We start from the raw sequence: 17,077 nt of genomic DNA, 5'->3' as shown, positions 1-17,077 counted from the left end.
CGTTGCTTTTACGCTTGATGTTTTTTACTTTTCACATAAGACCCCAAAGGGCAAGGGTCCAAAAGGGCAGGTGCATTAAATTTATAGGCCATTGTAAATTTGGCAGTCTTCGTCGTTACCTAGCTCGCAGGACTTGCCAAAGTACTTTTTGGCTAAATTTTTATCGCCTTTTGCTTCAAAATAGATAACCCCAAGGTTGTGACAACCATCGCCAAAGTCCATTTCGCAAGCTTTTGTGAAGAGTTTGCTAGCTCTTTTTTGATCTTTTTCTACGTATTTTTCGCTATGAAGCATCATGCCAAGGCTATTGCAGCCAGCAGCATGGCCTAGGTCGCAACTCTTTTCAAAGAGCTCTTTTGCCTTTTTGGCGTCTTGTTTTACACCATTTCCGTCATAGTATAAAAGCCCAAGTCCGTAGTATCCGTCGCCATCTTTTAGCCCGCAAGCTCTTAAAAAGAGCTCTTTTGACTTTTGATAGTTTTTATCTAGCGTATAGACAAAGCCAAGCCTTGCGCAGCCAAAGCCGTCGTCTAGCTCGCAGCCCTTTTGGTAAAATTTGGCTGCATTTTTGTTATTTACATCTTTTATGTAGTCCATGTCGTAGAGCACGCCTACGCTACTGCAAGCGCCTGCGTGTTTTAGCTCGCAAGCTTTTTTATAAAATTCGCCCGCTTTTTGGTAGTTTTTGCTCTCTTGAAATTTACCTCCAAGCTCAAAGCAGCTTTTAGCCTCTTTGTTTTCGCACCTAGACTCAAGCTCTTTATGTTCTAAATTTGCGCCCCACAAAAGCACCGCAGAAGTCAAAAATAAGAAAGTCTTTTTCATTGCCTGCCTTTTTAAAAATTTAAATAAGTTTAGATAAAAAGGTTTAAATTTATAGTAAATATCAAATTTAATACCCAAGCTTATCTAATAAATTTCTCATATCACAGCCCTTTTTAAAGCCTAGCTCGCATGATCTTTGAAAGTAGCTTTTGGCAGTCGTTTTGTCCTCTTTTTTGCCATTATCTAAAAGCGCATAGTTTAAAAATCTGGCATATCTATTTAATATGATAGTTTGATTAAGCTCGCTATCAACGTCGTTGTAGCCATTTAGATAGATGAGCGCAGCGCTGTAACAACCCTCTTTTATATCATTTTCGCAAGCTAGTAAAAATATCTCTTTTAGCTTTTTAAAATCTTTATCATCGCTTGATGAGTTATAAATTTTTACAGCGGCCTTGTAACAGCTCGTTAAATTTGCTCTTATATCGCCCTTGCTTTGGCACATCTCATCTAAATTTTCTGCATTTAAAAGCACAATGAGGGATAAAAACAAAATCAAATTTTTCATAAATGCTCTTTAGTGAAAATCTCTAACTATCTCGCAAGCCTCTTTAAGACCTAGTTTGCAAGCTTTTTTCAGCCATTTTTCTGCCAGATTTTTATCCTTTTTTGTCCCTATGCCATGATAGTAAAAGTATGCAAGATGTTTGCACCCACTTGCGCTATCTAGCCTGCACGCTTTGTTGTAGTATCTAAACGCCACTTCATCATCTTTTTCTACGCCAAGTGCGTCGTCATAAAGGCTGGCTAGGTTATTGCAAGCATCGGCAAAGTCAAGCTTGCAAGCTTTAAAATAGAGCTTGTTAGCCTTTTCATACTCTTTTTGATCTTGATATAAGCTCGCTAGGTTGTAGCAAGAGATACTAAAGTCGCTATCACAAGCCTTTTTGTAAAGCTTTACCGCTTCTTTGTAGTCGCGCTTTACGCCAGGGGTGTTGTGGTATAAAACGGCTAGGTTGTAGCATCCTTCATAGAAATTTTGCTCGCAAACTTTTTTGTAAATTTTAGCAGCCTTTTTGTAGTCTCTTTTTACGCCGCCGCCGTTATTATATAAAACTGCGACGTTAAAACAGCTTTGTATAAAAGCTAGATCGCAACCCTTTTTAAAAGCATCTAAAGCCATTTTGTGATCTTTCATCTCTTGATACTCGACACCAAGGTTGTGGCAGGCAAATTTATTGCTCTCATCGCAAGCTTTGTTAAGAATTTCTATTGATTTTTTCGCATCTTTTTTTACGCCAAGTCCGCTTTTGTAAAACTCAGCCAGATAGATGCATGCGTCTAAATTTTTAAGCTCGCACTCACTTTTATAAATTCCAAATAGCCTTTTATACTCATCGTCGCTATATTTACAGCTAAAATCAATGCAGTTATCCTCGATATTACAGCTATTTGCTTGAGGGATTTTTATCTTTGGATTTGTTGTTAAGGCTATTAAATTTAGTGTTAAAAATATTAGTAAAATTATCTTTTTCATAGAAATTTTCTTTATAAATTTTGTTGTTATTTTATAAAATTTAGTTTTAAAATGCGAGCAAGCAGTTAAATTTATAAAAGCAAAAACGCCTCTTTAAATTTAAATTTTTAAATTTTTGTTAATATTTTGGCTTTTTATGAAGGTAAAATTTGACATTTAACTACGTTTTTAAACTATCCATTCCTATCTTTATGGGCTATTTTCCGCTTGGTGTCGCCTTTGGCGTGCTGGCAAAGAGCATGGGAGTGAGCGCATTTATCGCCATGGCGCTTAGCATGCTTGGATACGGCGGAGCAGCGCAGTTTATGATGCTCTCGCTCTTTAGCGTTGGCACGAGCTACGTTGAGGTCTTTATCGTGAGCTATCTTGTAAATTTGCGTCACACTTTTTATGGGATTTCACTTTTAAAAGAGTATAGCGGGATCAAATTTAAGCTCTTAAACATCGCTTTGCTAACGGATGAGACCTTTGCGATATTTAAAAATTTAGGGCTAAAAGATGCAAGTGATCGAAGTTTTGTCTTTACCTGGCTAAATCTTTTATCTTGGTTATACTGGGCGGCTGGAACGCTTCTTGGTGCGATACTTGGTGACTTTATCAAGGCCGATACGAAGGGGCTTGAGTTTAGTTTGACCTCGCTTTTTATAGTGGTCGTCATCGAGATGTTTAAAAATGATAAAAACTACCGCGTGCTCTTTGCGGCGATCTTTTTTGGCGTGCTTGGAGTGAGCCTCTTTCCAGCTAAATTTGTGCTTGTTGGCTCGATGGCGCTTTGTTTTGTATTTTTGCTTTTGTTTAAGGATAAAATTTGATAAGTGTAAGCTCAAGTGAGATGGTGCTTTTTGTGGCGGTGCTTTTAAGTGCCTTGGCTACTTTTATAACGAGGGCGACGCCGTTTTATGCGTTAAGAAACTATAAGTCAAATCCTTATTTAAATGCCATTGAGAAGCACATGGGCATGATGATAATGGTCGTTTTGGTCTGCTACGGACTAAAAGATACGAAATTTAGCGAGTTTCCATACGGCTTAAGCGAGATAGTGGCGGTTTTTACGGCTATTTTGGTGCATTTGAAATTCAAAAATGCCCTTCTTAGCATAGTCGTTTCGACTGGAATTTATATGCTTTTGATAAGAATTTTTTAAATAAATATAAATTTTAAAAATTAATAAATTTTTTAAATATATGACGTTATAATGCTCTAGCAAATTTTAATGCAAAGGAGCTAAAATGCGTTTAATCTTTAAGGCGGTGTTACTCATGATTTTAGGTGCTACTTTAGCGGTTGCTAAGCCAACCATCTACATCCTAGCTACTGGTGGAACGATAGCGGGAAGCGGCTCAGGCTCGCTTGATTCAAGCTATACTTCTGGAACTGTTACGGTCGATAAACTAATCGCAGCCGTGCCAGATATCAACAAGATCGCTACCATAAAAGGCGAGCAAATTTCAAATATCGGCTCACAAGATATGAACAACGAAGTTTGGCTTAAGCTTGCAAATAGAATAAATGAACTTCTAAACAGCGGCAAAGCCGATGGTATCGTCGTTACTCACGGCACAGACACTATGGAGGAGACAGCTTACTTCTTAAATTTAGTCGTTAAAAGCGACAAGCCAGTTGTGCTTGTAGGTGCGATGAGAAATAGTGGCTCACTAAGTGCTGATGGCCCGCTAAATTTATTTAACGCTGTAAACGTTGCTATCAGCAAAGATAGCGTAGGCAAGGGCGTTGTAGTTGTTATGAATGATGAAATTCACGCGGCTCGTGAGGTGACAAAGACTAACACTACAGGCGTTGATACATTTAAATCACCAAACAGCGGCAAAATAGGCACTGTCTTCTATGGCAACGTAAAATACTATATGAATCCGATCAGAAAACACACAGCAAGCTCAGCTTTTGACCTAACTGGCGTAAAAGAGCTTCCAAGAGTTGATATCATCTACTCTCACGCAAATGACAACCCTGACTTTGTAAACATAGCTGTTAAAAACGGCGCAAAAGGTATCGTTAGTGCTGGTCTTGGCAACGGCAACCCTTACTTTAGCGTGCTAGAGGCTCTTGGCGAGGCTTCAAAAGCTGGTGTAGTGGTAGTTCGTGACTCACGCGTGGGAAGCGGCGAGACAACTATGAACGGCGAAGTTGATGACGCAAAATACGGCTTTTTAACATGCGACAACCTAAACGCTCAAAAAGCCAGAGTGCTTTTGATGCTTGCTCTTACAAAAACAAGCGACAAAGCTAAAATTCAAGAGTATTTCTTAACTCACTAAGCTTAATTTTAGCGGAGATATCGCGAGTGCTTTTAAGTGAGCTTTGATTTTTCTCATTTAGTAGAAAAATTATGCGTAACATTTAAAATCATCTCACGATATCCGCTCATGGCGGATCTATTAAATTTATAGCTCCGCCCTCTCTTTTTCAAATTCACATTAAATTTAAGGCTCTAAAATGGGTATCAGCGCGCATTACTACGCCTATTTGCAAGATGATATAGAAAAGATCAAAAATGGCGGCGGCGGAGAGCTTTTGGACGAATACGACTTGAATAATTTGTGGGATGCGATGTGTAAAATGCTAACTGGCACAAATTTCAAGCAGAGGCTTAAGGCTGGCGATATTTTTAGCTCAAATGAGCCTTTTAGCTGGGCAATTTTTGGGCGAAGTGCCTTAAACGAAGAGCTAAGCGAGATGATCTCTTTTAGTAGCGCCACAGATGTAAAAGAGGTGGCTAGGGTGATGAAAAATGTTGATATTAGCGCACTTTTAGCAAAGATAAATTTAAAAGAATTTGCAAGCTCAAACACTTATCCTGACATTTTTGGGAGCGAGAGCGAATTTGAAGATATAAAGGCGAGTTTAAAAGAGCACTTTACTGGGCTTTTAAAATTTTATCAAAATGCCGCCGACAAAGGGCTTGGTGTGATAATAGTAATAGGCTAAATTTATAAATGAAGCGTGAGTTATTTTGCTCTAAATTTAGCCAGTTTTTGTGGCTATTAAATTTATAGAGTGCCTACGTGGCAAAAGATAAATTTAGTCGTAAGCAAAAGCAGGCTAAGTAAATTTACCACTTTTTAAGCTCTAGGTTACGAAACACACAAAATCGCCTTTGTTTTTGCACTAAATTTATTAAATTTATATCCCTAGCGCCAAAAGCCAAATTTCTCACGTCCAAAAGCAGTCTAAATTTGCTAATAAAGCACTCTTTTATCATAAATTTATAGATTTTGATTTAGCATTTCATTAAAATTTCAAGGCATCTCATGAATTTCTTGCTATTTTTTATCACCCTTGCGCCCATCTCGATGATGCCAGGCATCAACATGACTTATGCGATGAGCGTTGGCATGAGCTTTGGCTACAAACACTCGTTTTTCGTGATGGCTGGGCAGCTTTTAGCGATTGCTTTTGTATCGTTTAGCTGTATGCTTGGCGTGGGAGCGGTACTGCATCATTTTGAGTACGCATTTAAGGTGCTAAATATCATCGCAGGCCTTTATATGCTCTATCTTGGGGCTATGCTCTTTTTTGGCAAGGGCGAGCTTAGCATCACAAACGTCTCAAATTTGCCAAGCAAAAAGCAGATGTTTATAAATGGCCTTATTGTCAGCGTCTCAAACCCAAAGGCGTGGATATTTTTCTCAGCCTTGCTGCCTACATTTTTGGATAAAGACGATCCATTTAGCCTCACTCGCATGTGCGTGATCACCGTAACGCTTGTTTTCATCGAGTTTTTAGCGCTAAATATCTACGCACTAGGTGGCGCTATGCTAAAGAAATTTTTACAAACGCACCTAAGACTACTTGAAATTTGCACTGCCATCATCGTCTGCACGATTGGCGTGCTCTTACTTTTTAGATAAATTTATCCCCTTTTTACCTAGTTTGGCTAAAATTTGCCCAGTTTGCACTACATTTTTAGCAAAAGGATAAGAGATGAAAAAATTTCTATTTATACTTACAAATCAGCCATATAACGGCACGGATAACGCTTACAACGCACTAAGGCTGGCTAGAGCGCTAAAAGAAAAGGGCGAAGAGGTTAGGATCTTTCTCATGAACGACGCGGTCGATCTTGCACGAAATAGCACCAAAAAGCCAGAAAACTACGACGTTGATCTAGTGGAGATGCTAAAGGAGCTTTACGCTGGCGGTGCGATGCTTAAGGTTTGTGGTAGCTGCCAAACAAGGTGCGGTTTGCATGTGGGAGAGCCTTATTTTGAGGCTGAGGTGAAAGGCAGCATGGATATCTTGTCCGAGTGGGTGAGAGAGTGCGATCAGGTGATGACATTTTAGAGCAAAAGGAGAATTTATGAGTTTGACATTTAGTGTAAAAAATAAAAAGAAGCTACTTGGCGGATATGCAAAGGCGCTAAGCGAGCGTGAAATTTCAGCTCTTGTTGAGGGGCTTTTCTTTTTTAACAGCGAGCAAGAGGAGCCAAGCGCAAATGAGCTTGGTGCTGACGTGATGATAGCAGGCGTGTGGCAAAAGAGCGTTCGTGGCTTTGAGCTAAACTACGAAGATGGCGAGTATATCGTGCGCGTTTATACTCCAAGTGGCGTTGGAGACTGGCAGATCGCACTTGAGCTACTCTCAAAGCTCTCAGCTCAAATTGGCTCAAAAATAGAGTGCGACAACGAAAAAATTTATGATAGTGAGCAAATTTTAAAATTTGACTACGAGACTGACATCATGTGGGGGCTTGAAGCGTTAAAGGATATAAAAGAGAAAAATCAAACGCTTTATATCTCTGGCGTGGAGCGAGACGTGGCGTTTGACGCGGTTATGGTAGATGAAATTTTTGCTAGCGCCAGCCCTGCGGCTAAATTTGATGAGATGATGAGGCAGGTGCAGTATCTTGACGCATACAGCGCAAGAGAGCACATCTATCAAGACAAAGACGGCAACGAAATTTTTGGCACATATACGCTTAGTGAAAATTTACCGACCATCTTGCCTTATGCTCCATCTCCGTCGTGGCAGGCACAAGAGGCGCTTGGAGATCGCAAGGTATCGCGCTGGGTACTTACGCTAGTTGTGGGCGTGGATGATAGTGACGCTCACGTGCTTGATGAGTGTGAATATGGAGCTTTTATGGCAAATTTGCCAAAAGAAAAATACCACTTCATTGACGCTGCAAACGTGCTTGTTGAGCCACTTAGTGAAGATGAGATGAAAGAGATTTTACAAAGGGCAAAGGCTTAAATTTAGGGCTTTTGGAGCGCTTGATTTGGCTTTTTGATTATTTATTTAGCTTCTTTTGGTTAAAATCAGCCCAAATTTACAAAACTAAAGGTTAAAAATGAAACAAGGCAAAGTTTGGAAATTTGGCGATAACATCGACACTGACATCATCATCGCCGCAAGATATTTAAACACTTCAGACGAAAAAGAGCTAGCAAAACACATCATGGAAGACGCTGATCCTAAATTTAGCTCAAAAATAGCAAAAGGTGACATCATTGTAGCTGGCGAAAATTTTGGTTGCGGCAGCTCAAGAGAGCACGCCCCATTAGCGCTAAAAGAGGCTGGCATAGCAGCTGTTGTGGCTAAGAGCTTTGCGAGGATTTTTTACAGAAATAGCTTTAACACAGGGCTTTTGATACTTGAGATAAAAGAAACCGACGAGATAAACGAGGGCGACACGCTAAAGATCGACGTAGATAACGGCGTCATCGTAAATGAAAGCACAAAAAAAGAGTATAAATTTAACGCTATTCCGCCATTTATGCAAGAGCTTTTAAACGCTGGCGGCCTTATCGAGTACGCAAAAGCGAAGATGAACTAAGGAGCGGCGATGAAAAACTATAAAATTTGCGTTATAAAAGGCGATGGCATAGGCCCTGAGATCATCGACGAGGCGATAAAGGTTTTAGACGTAGTAAGCGCTGAGTTTGGTATCAAATTTGAGTATGACTACAAGCTTATGGGCGGCGCAGCCTACGACGTTTTTGGCGAGCCACTGCCAGATGAGACGCTAAGCTCTGCGCTTAGTAGCGACGCTGTGCTTTTTGGAGCGATTGGCGGCGAGAAATGGGACAGCCTGCCAAGACACCTAAGGCCAGAGAGCGGGCTTTTAAAGATCAGAAAAGAGCTTGAAGCTTATGCAAATTTACGCCCAGCCATCATCTTTGACGAGCTAGTGGATGCTAGCACGCTAAAGCCAGAGGTTTTAAAGGGCGTTGATTTTGTCGTGGTTCGCGAGCTAACTGGTGGGCTTTATTTTGGCCAGCCACGTGAAAAAGGCGAAGATAGAGCGTTTAACACGATGGTTTATACTAAATTTGAGATCGAGCGCATCGCAAAGATCGCCTTTGAGACGGCTATGCTTCGCAAGAAAAAGGTCTGCATGGTCGATAAGGCAAATGTGCTTGAGACAAGTCAGCTTTGGCGTGAGGTGACTAGCGAGGTGGCAAAGGGTTATCCTGAAGTAGAACTTAGCTTTATGTATGTCGATAACGCAGCGATGCAGCTAGTAAGAGCGCCTGCAAATTTTGACGTCATACTTACTGAAAATTTATTTGGCGACATTTTAAGCGACGAAGCGAGCATGGTTTGTGGCTCGATAGGACTTTTACCAAGTGCTAGTATGGGCGGCAAAGTGGGAATTTATGAGCCTATCCATGGCTCAGCGCCAGACATCGCAGGGCAGGGCATAGCAAATCCGATCGCTACCATTTTAAGTGCAGCGATGATGCTAAGATACGCATTTGGCGAGAGCGAGGCAGCAGACGCGATAGAAAGTGCCGTAAAAACAGCTCTTGCAAAGGGATATAGAACAAAAGATATCGCCGCTTTTAACGCAGTTGAAATTTGCTCAACAAGCGAGATAGGCGACGTTATAGCAGGATTTATCAAAAATGAAAAACACAATCACTGAAGCACTGATCTACGAGGCTCAAGGGCTAAAAGATGACGCACTTGAAATTTACAAGAACATCTTAAAACAAGACCCATCAAACAAGGACGCCCTTGGCGCGATAAACCGCCTGAGCGGACTTCGCAAGGAGCGCGTGATAAAAAATGAGCAGATGAAAGAGTTTTTTATCAGGATGAAAAGTGACGAAGAGATAAATGAATTTAAAAGGTGGTTGATAAGATTATGAAGCTTGATGATATCGCTAGGATGGCCATTAGTGAGGTTAGCGCCGAGCTTGAGAAGATAGAGGCACTGCAAAACAAAAAGCAAGAAGAGCTTGAAAGAGAGAATTTAAAAAAAGAGCTTTTGGCTATGGAGGCTAGGGAGCAAGAGGTGGCTGATGAGCCAGAGCTTGAGATAAGTGCTCAAAGCGAGCCAGAGCCAAAGGTAGCGCAAATTTTGCCAAAGAGCAGGGAGATAAGTGATGAAGAAATTTTCCTAGCAAACCTTGCTGAGCGCATAGAGGTGCTTTTTGAGGGGCTTAAACAAACTAGCGAGCAAGACCTTAGCCAAAGGCTCGAGCTAACGACTAAATTTTTAGAATTTACCCTTGCAAACATCGAAAATAGACTACAAAATCTCTCAAAATAACAAATTTGAGGCAAAAACTGGTACAAGCATTTACAAAAATAGCGAGCTAGATTTTTTTAGATCGCTATTTGCCCCTTTTAGCAAGCGCGTCTATCTAGTCGGTGGCTGCGTGAGAGATGCGCTTTTGGGGCGAGAAATTTATGATTATGACATCGAAGTCTATGACATAAAGCCTCTCAAATTTGACGAGCTAATGGCTGGCATAAGAGCTAGCGGTGTTGGCAAAAGCTACTTCATCTACAAATACAAAAACTACGACCTTGGTCTGCCACGAAGCGAGAGCAAGACTGGGAAAACGCACAAAGACTTTGCCGTAAGCTACATAAATGATCCAAGTCTTGCAAGTCTTAGGCGTGATTTTACGGTAAATGCCATGATGATGAATATCTTTAACGGCGAAATTTTAGACTTTCATGGTGGTAAAAAGGACCTTGAGCGCAAAACGCTAAGACACATCGATAGTGAGAAATTTAAAGAAGATCCGCTAAGGGTGCTACGCGGCGTGCAGTTTAGCGCTAGGCTTGATTTTAGCATAGATGATGATACGCTAGAGCTTATGAAAACGCTTGATCTAGCGCATCTAAGCAAGGATAGGATAAATACCGAGCTCATTAAATTTTTTCGCTCAGAGCATCTTGAAAAAGGGGCGTTTTATCTTTTTAAGCTTTCACTTTTTAAAGAAATTTTTGGCGTGCAAATTTGTGAAAATGATCAGTTTTTGAGCGAACTTAAAAGTGCTAGAAATTTCGTGGATGACGAGAGGCTATTTTTGTATATGCTTTTTGGCGAATTTGAGCTTGACGCAAAGGAAATTTTAGAAAAAATGCGCCTGCCAAAGAGCTACTTTTCTATCTTAAAAGAGCCATTTTTTAAAGCTATGCCAAGTGATAGAGAGCTACTAGAAATTGCTCTAAATATGCCCTTAAAATCGTGGCTTGGAGCTTACAATAAAGAGCGCATAGAACGCGCAAAAGAGCTTGGTATTTATGAGCGTAAATTTGAGCCAAAGATAGATGTGAGCGAGATCTTGGCGGCTGGCTTTAAAAACGAGATGATAGCAGCTGAGATAAAACGCAGACAGGAGCTTGAAATTTCAAGCTATCTAGCCAAGCGCAAATTTAGAAAATCTTAATCTTTAAAACTCTTAAAAGCCCATTTTGGCTAAAATGAGCCAGTTTATAACACTTTTTAAGGCAAGAAAAACTTATGTTTAACATAGTCCTAGTCCATCCTCAGATACCGCAAAACACCGGAGCTATCGGCAGAATGTGTGTAAATGCAAATTTAAAGCTGCACATCGTTAAGCCAACTGTCTTTGACCTGAGCGAAAAGGCTGTTAGACGTGCTGGGCTTGATTATTGGAAAATCTTAAAGCCACAAATTTGGGAGAGTTTGGATGAGTTTTTGGAGGCAAATTTAAGCCACAAAGAGCGATTTTTCTTTGCTACGACTAAGACAAACAGACTTTACTACGACGCTAAATTTGAGCCAGGAGATTTTATATTTTTTGGTGGAGAGAGCACAGGACTGCCAAGAGAGTTTATGGATATAAATTTTAAAAATGCCATAACGATCCCGATGGGAAAAGAGGGCAGGAGCTTAAATTTAGCCATGAGTGCTGGTATCATCGCGTATGAGGCGATCAGGCAAAACATCTCTAAATTTGACTTTAGGAGCGAGGTTTGAGAGCGCTCTTTGCATTAGTTTTTGCCGTTTTGATGGCGTTTGCTAGCGAGATAAGTATCGCAACTTATAACGTGCAAAATTTATTTGACTGCAAGGACGATGGCAGCGAATATCCCGACTTTAAATCTAACACTTCAAAGTGGGACTGCGAGGCGGCTAGCTCAAAACTAAAAAGAACAAGGCAGGTCATAGACGCTATAAATACCGACATCATAGCACTTGAAGAGGTCGAAAACGAGCAGGTTTTAAAGGCTTTGGTCGGTGGCAGCGAGTATAAATTTATAGCCTTTAGCAAGGCAAAAAACTCTCCAGTCGGGCTAGCTCTTATATCAAAGATAAAGCCAAGTGGCAGTGAAATTTTTGAAGTGCCAAATGTAAAAACTAGAAACATTTTAAAGGTTGTTTTTGAGGTGGAGGGTAAGAAATTTAGCGTTTTTGTTAATCACTTCCCAGCTTACAAAAACGGCATAAATATGCAAAAAAAGGCTGAAAGAACGCTAAGAGCGGCTCTTGGCAATGAGCAAAATGCCATTGTTTTAGGCGATTTTAACTCACCTTATGGGCAAAAATCCATCTTAAACGATATCATTGCAACTCGTGGATTTTACGATCTTTATAGCTTTTTAGCCCCAAAAGATAGATACTCCCATGCAGTCCATGGCAAAAAGCGAGCTATTGATCACGTTTTGCTATCGCCTAGCTTTATGGCAAATGGCGATCTAAGCTACATTGATGGCAGTTTTGAGGTCTTTAAGCCAAGCTTTGTGCTTGATGAGCATGGCTTTGCAAAGAGCGATCTTTACTCAGACCACTTTGCACTTAAATTTAAAATCTCAACCAAACCAAGTCCTGCTAAATCGAATGAAAATTTAAAAAAAGAAGCTAAAAAAGTAGAAGATCAAAACTATAAAAAAGCTGATATAGAGACGCTTTTTGAGCATCCTGAGGCCTTGCCAGCACTTGTGGAGCGAGCTGTTGTCATCTTAAAAGATAAGCATGGCTTTATTGTTTCAAAAAATCGCCGTGGAATTTACGTTTATGATCCTAAAAATAGCGTCGGCGTGGGCGATGAGCTTGACATTTTGGTCAGGCGAGTGAAATTTTACAAAGAGGCGCTTGAAGTAAGCTCTTATGAGATCATAAATGAGCATGGCACAAAAGAAGTAAGTGAAAATTTACTTGATAGCTCAAAGCTAAGCATTGCAAGAAGCGGCGATGTGATCGCTAAAATTTCAGGCAAGCTAGAGGGCGGCTACTTGCATACGCCACATGGCAAGATCAGAGTTTATAGTAAAAAGAGGCTAAAAGATGGCGTGCAAGGCTTTGAGCGGGCGAGGGTGAAAATTTATAAAAACGAAAAAGAGATCGTTGTGGAGTAGATGGTGCAAATTTTAGATATTTTTATGATCGCAGCGTTTGTTTTGTTTATGATATTTATGATAAGAGGCGTCATTTTGCAGGCGCAAGAGAAGGAGAGAGCAAGAGAGATGATAAGAGAAAAAAGAGAAAATTTTAATAAAAAGAGTGAGATATGAAAGAGTTGTTACTAGAGATCGGAGTCGAGGAGCTCCCAGCGATACCATTTTTAAGGGAGCTGCCAAACATCAACGCTAAATGGCAGGCTGTGCTTGAGAGATATAACATCAAAAGCGAGTTTAAATTTTACTACACTCCGCGCCGTTTGGTCTTTTTCCATGAGAAATTCCCATTAGCTCAGCCAGATAGCGTGGCTAGCTTCGTTGGTGCGCCAAAGCAAGTAGCGCTAAAAGACGGAGCTTTTACAAAGGCGGCGCTTAGCTTTGCAAATAAATGTGGCATAAGCGAGAGTGAGCTTAAATTTAAAGAGATAGACGGCAAAGAGGTGCTTTATCACGAAAAAGAGGTGAAGGGCGAGCCAGTTGCTAAGATAATGGGCGATATGGTCGAGGAGTTTTTAAAGAGCCTTAGCTTTGGCAAGTCTATGCGTTGGGGTAACGGCGAGTTCGAGTTTATCCGCCCGATAAGATCGTTTTTATGCTTGCTTGGTGATGAGGTCATTAAATTTAACAAATTTGGCGTAGAGAGCGGCAACTCTACCTATCCTCACAGAAGCGTTAGCTATGATAAGATAAAAATTTCAAATATAAAAGAGTATTTTGATGGCTCAAAGAGCCGTGGCGTCGTGCTTGAAGCAGACGAGAGAGAGAAAATAATCCTTGATGAGTTTGAAAAGATCAGCCAAAAAAGTGGGCTAAAGATCGAGATCGATAAAGACTTGCTAGCTGAAGTCGTGGCGATCACCGAGTATCCAACAGCGCTTCTTGGCTCGTTTGAAGAGGAGTTTTTGGAGGTGCCAAGCGAGGTCATCATCACATCGATGAAAGAAAATCAGCGCTACTTCCCAGTCTTTAAAGATGGCAAGCTTGCAAATGGCTTTGTTGTAGTTAGTAACGCCATCACACAAGACTACTCACTTATTATTAAAGGCAACGAAAAGGTGCTAAGAGCAAGACTAAGCGACGCGATGTTCTTTTGGCAAAGCGACCTAGCGCACGAATTTAGCCCAGAAAAACTAAAAAATATAACCTACCTAAAAGAACTTGGAAGTATCTATGAAAAAGAGCTTAGAGAGCTAAAAGTGGCTAAAAAACTAGCTAGCAACTATGGTGAGCTACTTAAAAAAGAAGCTGGCGAGTACGGGGCTAAGCTGGAGCGAGCTGTGATGCTAAGCAAGGCCGATCTTACAACGCAGATGGTTTATGAATTTACTGAGCTTCAAGGCATCATGGGTGCTTACTACGCAAAGGCTAAAAATGAGGATGAAAATGTCGTTTTAGCTATAAAAGAGCAGTATCTGCCAGACGGCGAGGAGGCGCAGTGTCCAAGCAAGGTCTTTAGCTCGGTTGTGGCACTTTCAAATAAGCTTGATACGCTAATGGGGCTCTTTAGCATCGGCAAAATCCCAAGCGGTACGAAAGACCCATACGCTCTAAGACGCGCGGCAAATGGCGTGATAAAGATCGTTTTGGCGCATAATTTGAAATTTAACGTAAAAGAAATTTTAGAAGATATCGCAAAAGATTATAAGAAATTTGACGTTGAAGTGCTTATAAATTTCATCCTTGATAGGCTCTATACCTTCTTTGACGCAAACGCTTCTATCGTAAAAGCGTGCATAAAAAGTGGCGAAAAGGACATCTTGGAGCTAACTAAGATGATAGAGGCACTTGCTAAAATTTCAAGCGAGCCAAATTTTAGAGAGAATTTCTCGACATTTAAGCGCCTTGCAAACATCATAAAAGATGATAAATTTAGCAAGGTCGATGAGAGCCTCTTTGAGATAGATGCTGAAAAGGCCTTAAATGACGCATTTAAAGCTATCGATAAGAGCTTGGCATACGAGCCAAGGCTAAAAGCGCTATTTGCTCTAAAACCGCAGATAGATGAGTTTTTTGACAAAGTCATGATAAACGTTGAAAACGAGAAAGTGCGAAATAACCGCGTCGCGATCATCGGTCAAATTTATAGTGAGATATTAAAAGTAGCTGATATAAAAGAGATCAGCTTTTAAATTTGCGCCAGCTTCGGGTTTTGCCTAGGCTGGCTTTTAAATTTATTCCCTAAAAATATCAAATTCTGGCTCGTAAGCCTTAGTTTTTACCCCAAAATATCCAAGCACTGAGCTAAAGATAAAATCATGCGAAAGGCTTTCATCTTTTCTAGCTTTTAGCCTTTTTAAAAGCTCGCTATCGCTTGAAAAGACGATGGCTGGGATGTGTTTTTGCTCATCTGGAGCGATGGAGTAAGGCAGGCCATGTAAATATATGCCATTTTCGCCCAGACTCTCTCCGTGATCTGAGAAAAAGAACATGGCAACCTCAAATTTATCTTTTCTTGCTTCAAGGGCGTTTATCAGCTCGCTTTGCAGATAGTCCTCGTATAAAATGGTGTTGTCATAGGTGTTTGCTATCTCATCTGGCGTGCATTTGTTTAGCTCGGCGGTGTCGCATGTTGGGGTGAATTCTTTAAATTTACTTGGGTAACCTTTGTAGTAGATAGGGCCATGTGAGCCTTGCAAATGTAGCACGATAAATGTAGTGGAATTTGCATCTTTTATGACCTTTTTTGCCTCATCAAATATTACTTCGTCAAAGTCAGCTACTCTGTGCTCTGAGGTGTGGTTTTGATCAAGATTGTCGCAAACCACTACTTCTATTTTTTTCGCAGCCACCGCTATTGTTGCCAAAAAAGTATGTTTTTATGCCAAGTTTGTTGATGATATCAACTAAATTTTCACGAGCTTTGGCTTCGCGGTTGCTAAAATTTTCTCGCTTTAAGTCTGAAAATAGGCAAGGCACACTAGTCTCTGTGGCAGTCCCGCATGAGTAGAAATTTGTAAAACTTACCACATCTTTTTGTTTGGTAAATTTGTTTGTATCGTTTTTAGCGTAGCCATTTAGCGAGTAGTTTTTGCTCCTTTGTGTCTCGCCAACTATCAAAACTAAAATTTTCTTTTTATCGTTTGTGAGCGTTGCATCATCTGCCACGTAAGTAAAAAGGAGCGGTTTTTGTGCCAAAGACTGTGCTAATCTTATGCCAGAGTAGATGGGATAGTATGGGAGTAAAACGCTTATGGTTGAGGCGTTGTGGCTCTTTAAAAAATGGTATAAAAATTTTAGACATGAGAGCAAAGATTACAGCTGCACTTGCTAAAGTGCAAAGGGCTATTTTTACCCTTGATCTAAGCGCACTTTTAAAACCTCCATAGCTAATCTTTACAAGTGCTACATATACGCAGGGCAGGATGGTTACAAAAATAAGCCAAAGAGCTAAGCTGGCATTAAAATAGCTAAAGGCCTCTCTTGTGTCAGTGTGCAAGACGTTTAATAGCATGCCTTTATCTATAATGACGCCGTAAGCTTGCATAAAGTAAGCAGAGATGCTGCTAATCATGATGAGAAAGATAGCAAGAGGTTTTAGCAAAAACGGTACAAGCAAAATGCAAAAACTCCAGCAAAGAGCAAAAGAAAAAATATGCTAAGTAGAGCAAAAAGCAGTATAGAAAAAGACAAAGTGTCGCCCGATAAAAACCCTAAAAATACGCCCTTTAATAAAAATATGTAGTTTATGAAAAACATATAAGCTACAAATAAAATTAAAAATTTTACAAAGCTTATATGTCTTATTTTGTTGGTGTTTAGCATTTCTAGCCACCTTCTTTCAGGGGCGTAATGATAGAGCTAAAATGTAAATGGCTAGAAATTTAGAAGAGAAAAACTATTTTTTCTTTTTCTTGCTTTTTAGCTTCTTGTTTTTTGACTTCTTTTCAGGCTCAGTCTTTTTCGCCTTTTGGCTATATTTTACACTAAGCTTTTCTTTGACCTTTTGCATGTCGTTAAAGCCGATGCCTTGAACCTTCTCAAGCTCCTCGACACTTGTAAATTTATGAGCTTTTCTATACTTTATGACGTTTAGTGCCTGGCTTTTGTTTAGCCCAAGGCTCATTAGCTCGCTCTTGCTAGCTGTGTTTAGATCAGCGCCGTATGCAAGGCTTGCAAGCGCTAGACAAAGTAAAATTTTTAATCTTTTCATC

Annotated in this window: 23 protein-coding genes; 16 read left to right on the top strand and 7 right to left on the bottom strand. The window is 40.3% G+C overall.

Annotated elements, in window-relative coordinates; all coding sequences use genetic code 11:
- Window positions 1–81: 81 nt before the first annotated feature.
- The 3 genes from CVS81_RS03710 to CVS81_RS03700 form a co-directional block, all read right to left on the bottom strand.
- Window positions 82–825, bottom strand: coding sequence for a tetratricopeptide repeat protein (locus CVS81_RS03710; protein WP_103620490.1), 744 nt, complete (start codon window positions 823–825; stop codon window positions 82–84).
- Between the two features lie 67 nt (window positions 826–892).
- Window positions 893–1,333: a sel1 repeat family protein gene (locus CVS81_RS03705; protein ID WP_107965131.1), complete on the bottom strand. Its 441-nt coding sequence runs from the start codon at window positions 1,331–1,333 to the stop codon at window positions 893–895.
- Window positions 1,334–1,342: 9 nt separating this feature from the next.
- Window positions 1,343–2,302: an SEL1-like repeat protein gene (locus tag CVS81_RS03700; protein ID WP_107965130.1), complete on the bottom strand. Its 960-nt coding sequence runs from the start codon at window positions 2,300–2,302 to the stop codon at window positions 1,343–1,345.
- Window positions 2,303–2,451: 149 nt separating this feature from the next.
- On the opposite strand from CVS81_RS03700, the gene CVS81_RS03695 reads away from it, so the two are divergent.
- From CVS81_RS03695 to glyS, 16 genes are all read left to right on the top strand, one after another.
- Window positions 2,452–3,114, top strand: a complete 663-nt coding sequence (locus CVS81_RS03695; RefSeq protein ID WP_107965129.1) for an AzlC family ABC transporter permease — start codon at window positions 2,452–2,454, stop codon at window positions 3,112–3,114.
- Window positions 3,111–3,446, top strand: coding sequence for a branched-chain amino acid transporter permease (locus tag CVS81_RS03690; RefSeq protein WP_107965128.1), 336 nt, complete (start codon window positions 3,111–3,113; stop codon window positions 3,444–3,446). The genes CVS81_RS03695 and CVS81_RS03690 overlap by 4 nt, the downstream gene beginning before the upstream one ends.
- Before the next feature lie 85 nt (window positions 3,447–3,531).
- Window positions 3,532–4,578, top strand: coding sequence for a type II asparaginase (locus CVS81_RS03685; protein WP_107965127.1), 1,047 nt, complete (start codon window positions 3,532–3,534; stop codon window positions 4,576–4,578).
- A gap of 178 nt (window positions 4,579–4,756) precedes the next feature.
- Window positions 4,757–5,248: a DUF1877 family protein gene (locus tag CVS81_RS03680; protein WP_107965126.1), complete on the top strand. Its 492-nt coding sequence runs from the start codon at window positions 4,757–4,759 to the stop codon at window positions 5,246–5,248.
- 323 nt (window positions 5,249–5,571) lie between these two features.
- Complete coding sequence (locus CVS81_RS03675) at window positions 5,572–6,171, top strand: LysE family translocator (RefSeq protein WP_107965125.1); 600 nt, start codon at window positions 5,572–5,574, stop codon at window positions 6,169–6,171.
- Between the two features lie 73 nt (window positions 6,172–6,244).
- Window positions 6,245–6,604, top strand: a complete 360-nt coding sequence (locus CVS81_RS03670; RefSeq protein WP_107965124.1) for a DsrE/DsrF/TusD sulfur relay family protein — start codon at window positions 6,245–6,247, stop codon at window positions 6,602–6,604.
- Window positions 6,605–6,620: 16 nt separating this feature from the next.
- Entirely contained in the window at window positions 6,621–7,514 is an 894-nt protein-coding gene (locus CVS81_RS03665) for a DUF4299 family protein (protein WP_107965123.1), read from the top strand.
- Between the two features lie 97 nt (window positions 7,515–7,611).
- Window positions 7,612–8,097, top strand: coding sequence for a 3-isopropylmalate dehydratase small subunit (locus CVS81_RS03660; RefSeq protein WP_002941843.1), 486 nt, complete (start codon window positions 7,612–7,614; stop codon window positions 8,095–8,097).
- A gap of 9 nt (window positions 8,098–8,106) precedes the next feature.
- The gene (gene leuB, locus CVS81_RS03655; RefSeq protein WP_107965122.1) at window positions 8,107–9,189 is read left to right on the top strand and encodes a 3-isopropylmalate dehydrogenase; all 1,083 of its coding nucleotides are present in this window, start codon (window positions 8,107–8,109) and stop codon (window positions 9,187–9,189) included.
- A complete protein-coding gene (locus CVS81_RS03650; protein ID WP_107945498.1) occupies window positions 9,170–9,415 on the top strand; it encodes a hypothetical protein in 246 nt (81 codons plus the stop codon). The genes leuB and CVS81_RS03650 overlap by 20 nt, the downstream gene beginning before the upstream one ends.
- On the top strand, window positions 9,412–9,819 hold the full coding sequence (locus CVS81_RS03645; protein WP_107945497.1) for a CiaD-like domain-containing protein: 408 nt from the start codon (window positions 9,412–9,414) through the stop codon (window positions 9,817–9,819). Before CVS81_RS03650 ends, CVS81_RS03645 begins: the two co-directional genes overlap by 4 nt.
- Complete coding sequence (locus tag CVS81_RS03640) at window positions 9,779–10,951, top strand: CCA tRNA nucleotidyltransferase (protein WP_107945496.1); 1,173 nt, start codon at window positions 9,779–9,781, stop codon at window positions 10,949–10,951. Before CVS81_RS03645 ends, CVS81_RS03640 begins: the two co-directional genes overlap by 41 nt.
- A 74-nt stretch (window positions 10,952–11,025) precedes the next feature.
- The gene (locus tag CVS81_RS03635) at window positions 11,026–11,505 is read left to right on the top strand and encodes a tRNA (cytidine(34)-2'-O)-methyltransferase (protein ID WP_103566972.1); all 480 of its coding nucleotides are present in this window, start codon (window positions 11,026–11,028) and stop codon (window positions 11,503–11,505) included.
- Complete coding sequence (locus CVS81_RS03630; protein WP_107965121.1) at window positions 11,502–12,884, top strand: endonuclease/exonuclease/phosphatase family protein; 1,383 nt, start codon at window positions 11,502–11,504, stop codon at window positions 12,882–12,884. Before CVS81_RS03635 ends, CVS81_RS03630 begins: the two co-directional genes overlap by 4 nt.
- A gap of 3 nt (window positions 12,885–12,887) precedes the next feature.
- Window positions 12,888–13,040, top strand: coding sequence for a hypothetical protein (locus tag CVS81_RS09835; RefSeq protein ID WP_196089163.1), 153 nt, complete (start codon window positions 12,888–12,890; stop codon window positions 13,038–13,040).
- Entirely contained in the window at window positions 13,037–15,055 is a 2,019-nt protein-coding gene (glyS, locus tag CVS81_RS03625; RefSeq protein WP_107965120.1) for a glycine--tRNA ligase subunit beta, read from the top strand. Before CVS81_RS09835 ends, glyS begins: the two co-directional genes overlap by 4 nt.
- A 42-nt stretch (window positions 15,056–15,097) precedes the next feature.
- Here glyS and CVS81_RS10000 read toward each other — a convergent pair whose 3' ends face one another.
- From CVS81_RS10000 to CVS81_RS03615, 4 genes are all read right to left on the bottom strand, one after another.
- Complete coding sequence (locus tag CVS81_RS10000) at window positions 15,098–15,715, bottom strand: phosphoethanolamine transferase (RefSeq protein ID WP_265094469.1); 618 nt, start codon at window positions 15,713–15,715, stop codon at window positions 15,098–15,100.
- The gene (locus CVS81_RS10115) at window positions 15,672–16,031 is read right to left on the bottom strand and encodes a sulfatase-like hydrolase/transferase (protein ID WP_265094468.1); all 360 of its coding nucleotides are present in this window, start codon (window positions 16,029–16,031) and stop codon (window positions 15,672–15,674) included. The genes CVS81_RS10000 and CVS81_RS10115 overlap by 44 nt, the downstream gene beginning before the upstream one ends.
- A complete protein-coding gene (locus CVS81_RS09995; RefSeq protein WP_234399516.1) occupies window positions 16,021–16,467 on the bottom strand; it encodes a phosphoethanolamine transferase domain-containing protein in 447 nt (148 codons plus the stop codon). Before CVS81_RS09995 ends, CVS81_RS10115 begins: the two co-directional genes overlap by 11 nt.
- A gap of 294 nt (window positions 16,468–16,761) precedes the next feature.
- Window positions 16,762–17,076: a helix-hairpin-helix domain-containing protein gene (locus tag CVS81_RS03615; RefSeq protein WP_107965119.1), complete on the bottom strand. Its 315-nt coding sequence runs from the start codon at window positions 17,074–17,076 to the stop codon at window positions 16,762–16,764.
- Window position 17,077: the final 1 nt, after the last annotated feature.

Source organism: Campylobacter concisus (assembly GCF_003049065.1).
Classification (GTDB): Bacteria; Campylobacterota; Campylobacteria; order Campylobacterales; family Campylobacteraceae; genus Campylobacter_A; species Campylobacter_A concisus_BE.
The sequence above is the reverse complement of the archived record's forward strand: the minus strand, read 5'-3'. Positions and strand labels throughout refer to the sequence as shown.

Coding starts and splice junctions, on each gene's coding strand:
- CVS81_RS03710 (WP_103620490.1), bottom strand. CDS start 825: ATGAAAAAGACTTTCTTATTTTTGACTTCTGCGGTGCTTTTGTGGGGC.
- CVS81_RS03705 (WP_107965131.1), bottom strand. CDS start 1,333: ATGAAAAATTTGATTTTGTTTTTATCCCTCATTGTGCTTTTAAATGCA.
- CVS81_RS03700 (WP_107965130.1), bottom strand. CDS start 2,302: ATGAAAAAGATAATTTTACTAATATTTTTAACACTAAATTTAATAGCC.
- CVS81_RS03685 (WP_107965127.1), top strand. CDS start 3,532: ATGCGTTTAATCTTTAAGGCGGTGTTACTCATGATTTTAGGTGCTACT.
- CVS81_RS03680 (WP_107965126.1), top strand. CDS start 4,757: ATGGGTATCAGCGCGCATTACTACGCCTATTTGCAAGATGATATAGAA.
- CVS81_RS03675 (WP_107965125.1), top strand. CDS start 5,572: ATGAATTTCTTGCTATTTTTTATCACCCTTGCGCCCATCTCGATGATG.
- CVS81_RS03670 (WP_107965124.1), top strand. CDS start 6,245: ATGAAAAAATTTCTATTTATACTTACAAATCAGCCATATAACGGCACG.
- CVS81_RS03665 (WP_107965123.1), top strand. CDS start 6,621: ATGAGTTTGACATTTAGTGTAAAAAATAAAAAGAAGCTACTTGGCGGA.
- CVS81_RS03660 (WP_002941843.1), top strand. CDS start 7,612: ATGAAACAAGGCAAAGTTTGGAAATTTGGCGATAACATCGACACTGAC.
- leuB (WP_107965122.1), top strand. CDS start 8,107: ATGAAAAACTATAAAATTTGCGTTATAAAAGGCGATGGCATAGGCCCT.
- CVS81_RS03650 (WP_107945498.1), top strand. CDS start 9,170: ATGAAAAACACAATCACTGAAGCACTGATCTACGAGGCTCAAGGGCTA.
- CVS81_RS03645 (WP_107945497.1), top strand. CDS start 9,412: ATGAAGCTTGATGATATCGCTAGGATGGCCATTAGTGAGGTTAGCGCC.
- CVS81_RS03635 (WP_103566972.1), top strand. CDS start 11,026: ATGTTTAACATAGTCCTAGTCCATCCTCAGATACCGCAAAACACCGGA.
- glyS (WP_107965120.1), top strand. CDS start 13,037: ATGAAAGAGTTGTTACTAGAGATCGGAGTCGAGGAGCTCCCAGCGATA.
- CVS81_RS03615 (WP_107965119.1), bottom strand. CDS start 17,076: ATGAAAAGATTAAAAATTTTACTTTGTCTAGCGCTTGCAAGCCTTGCA.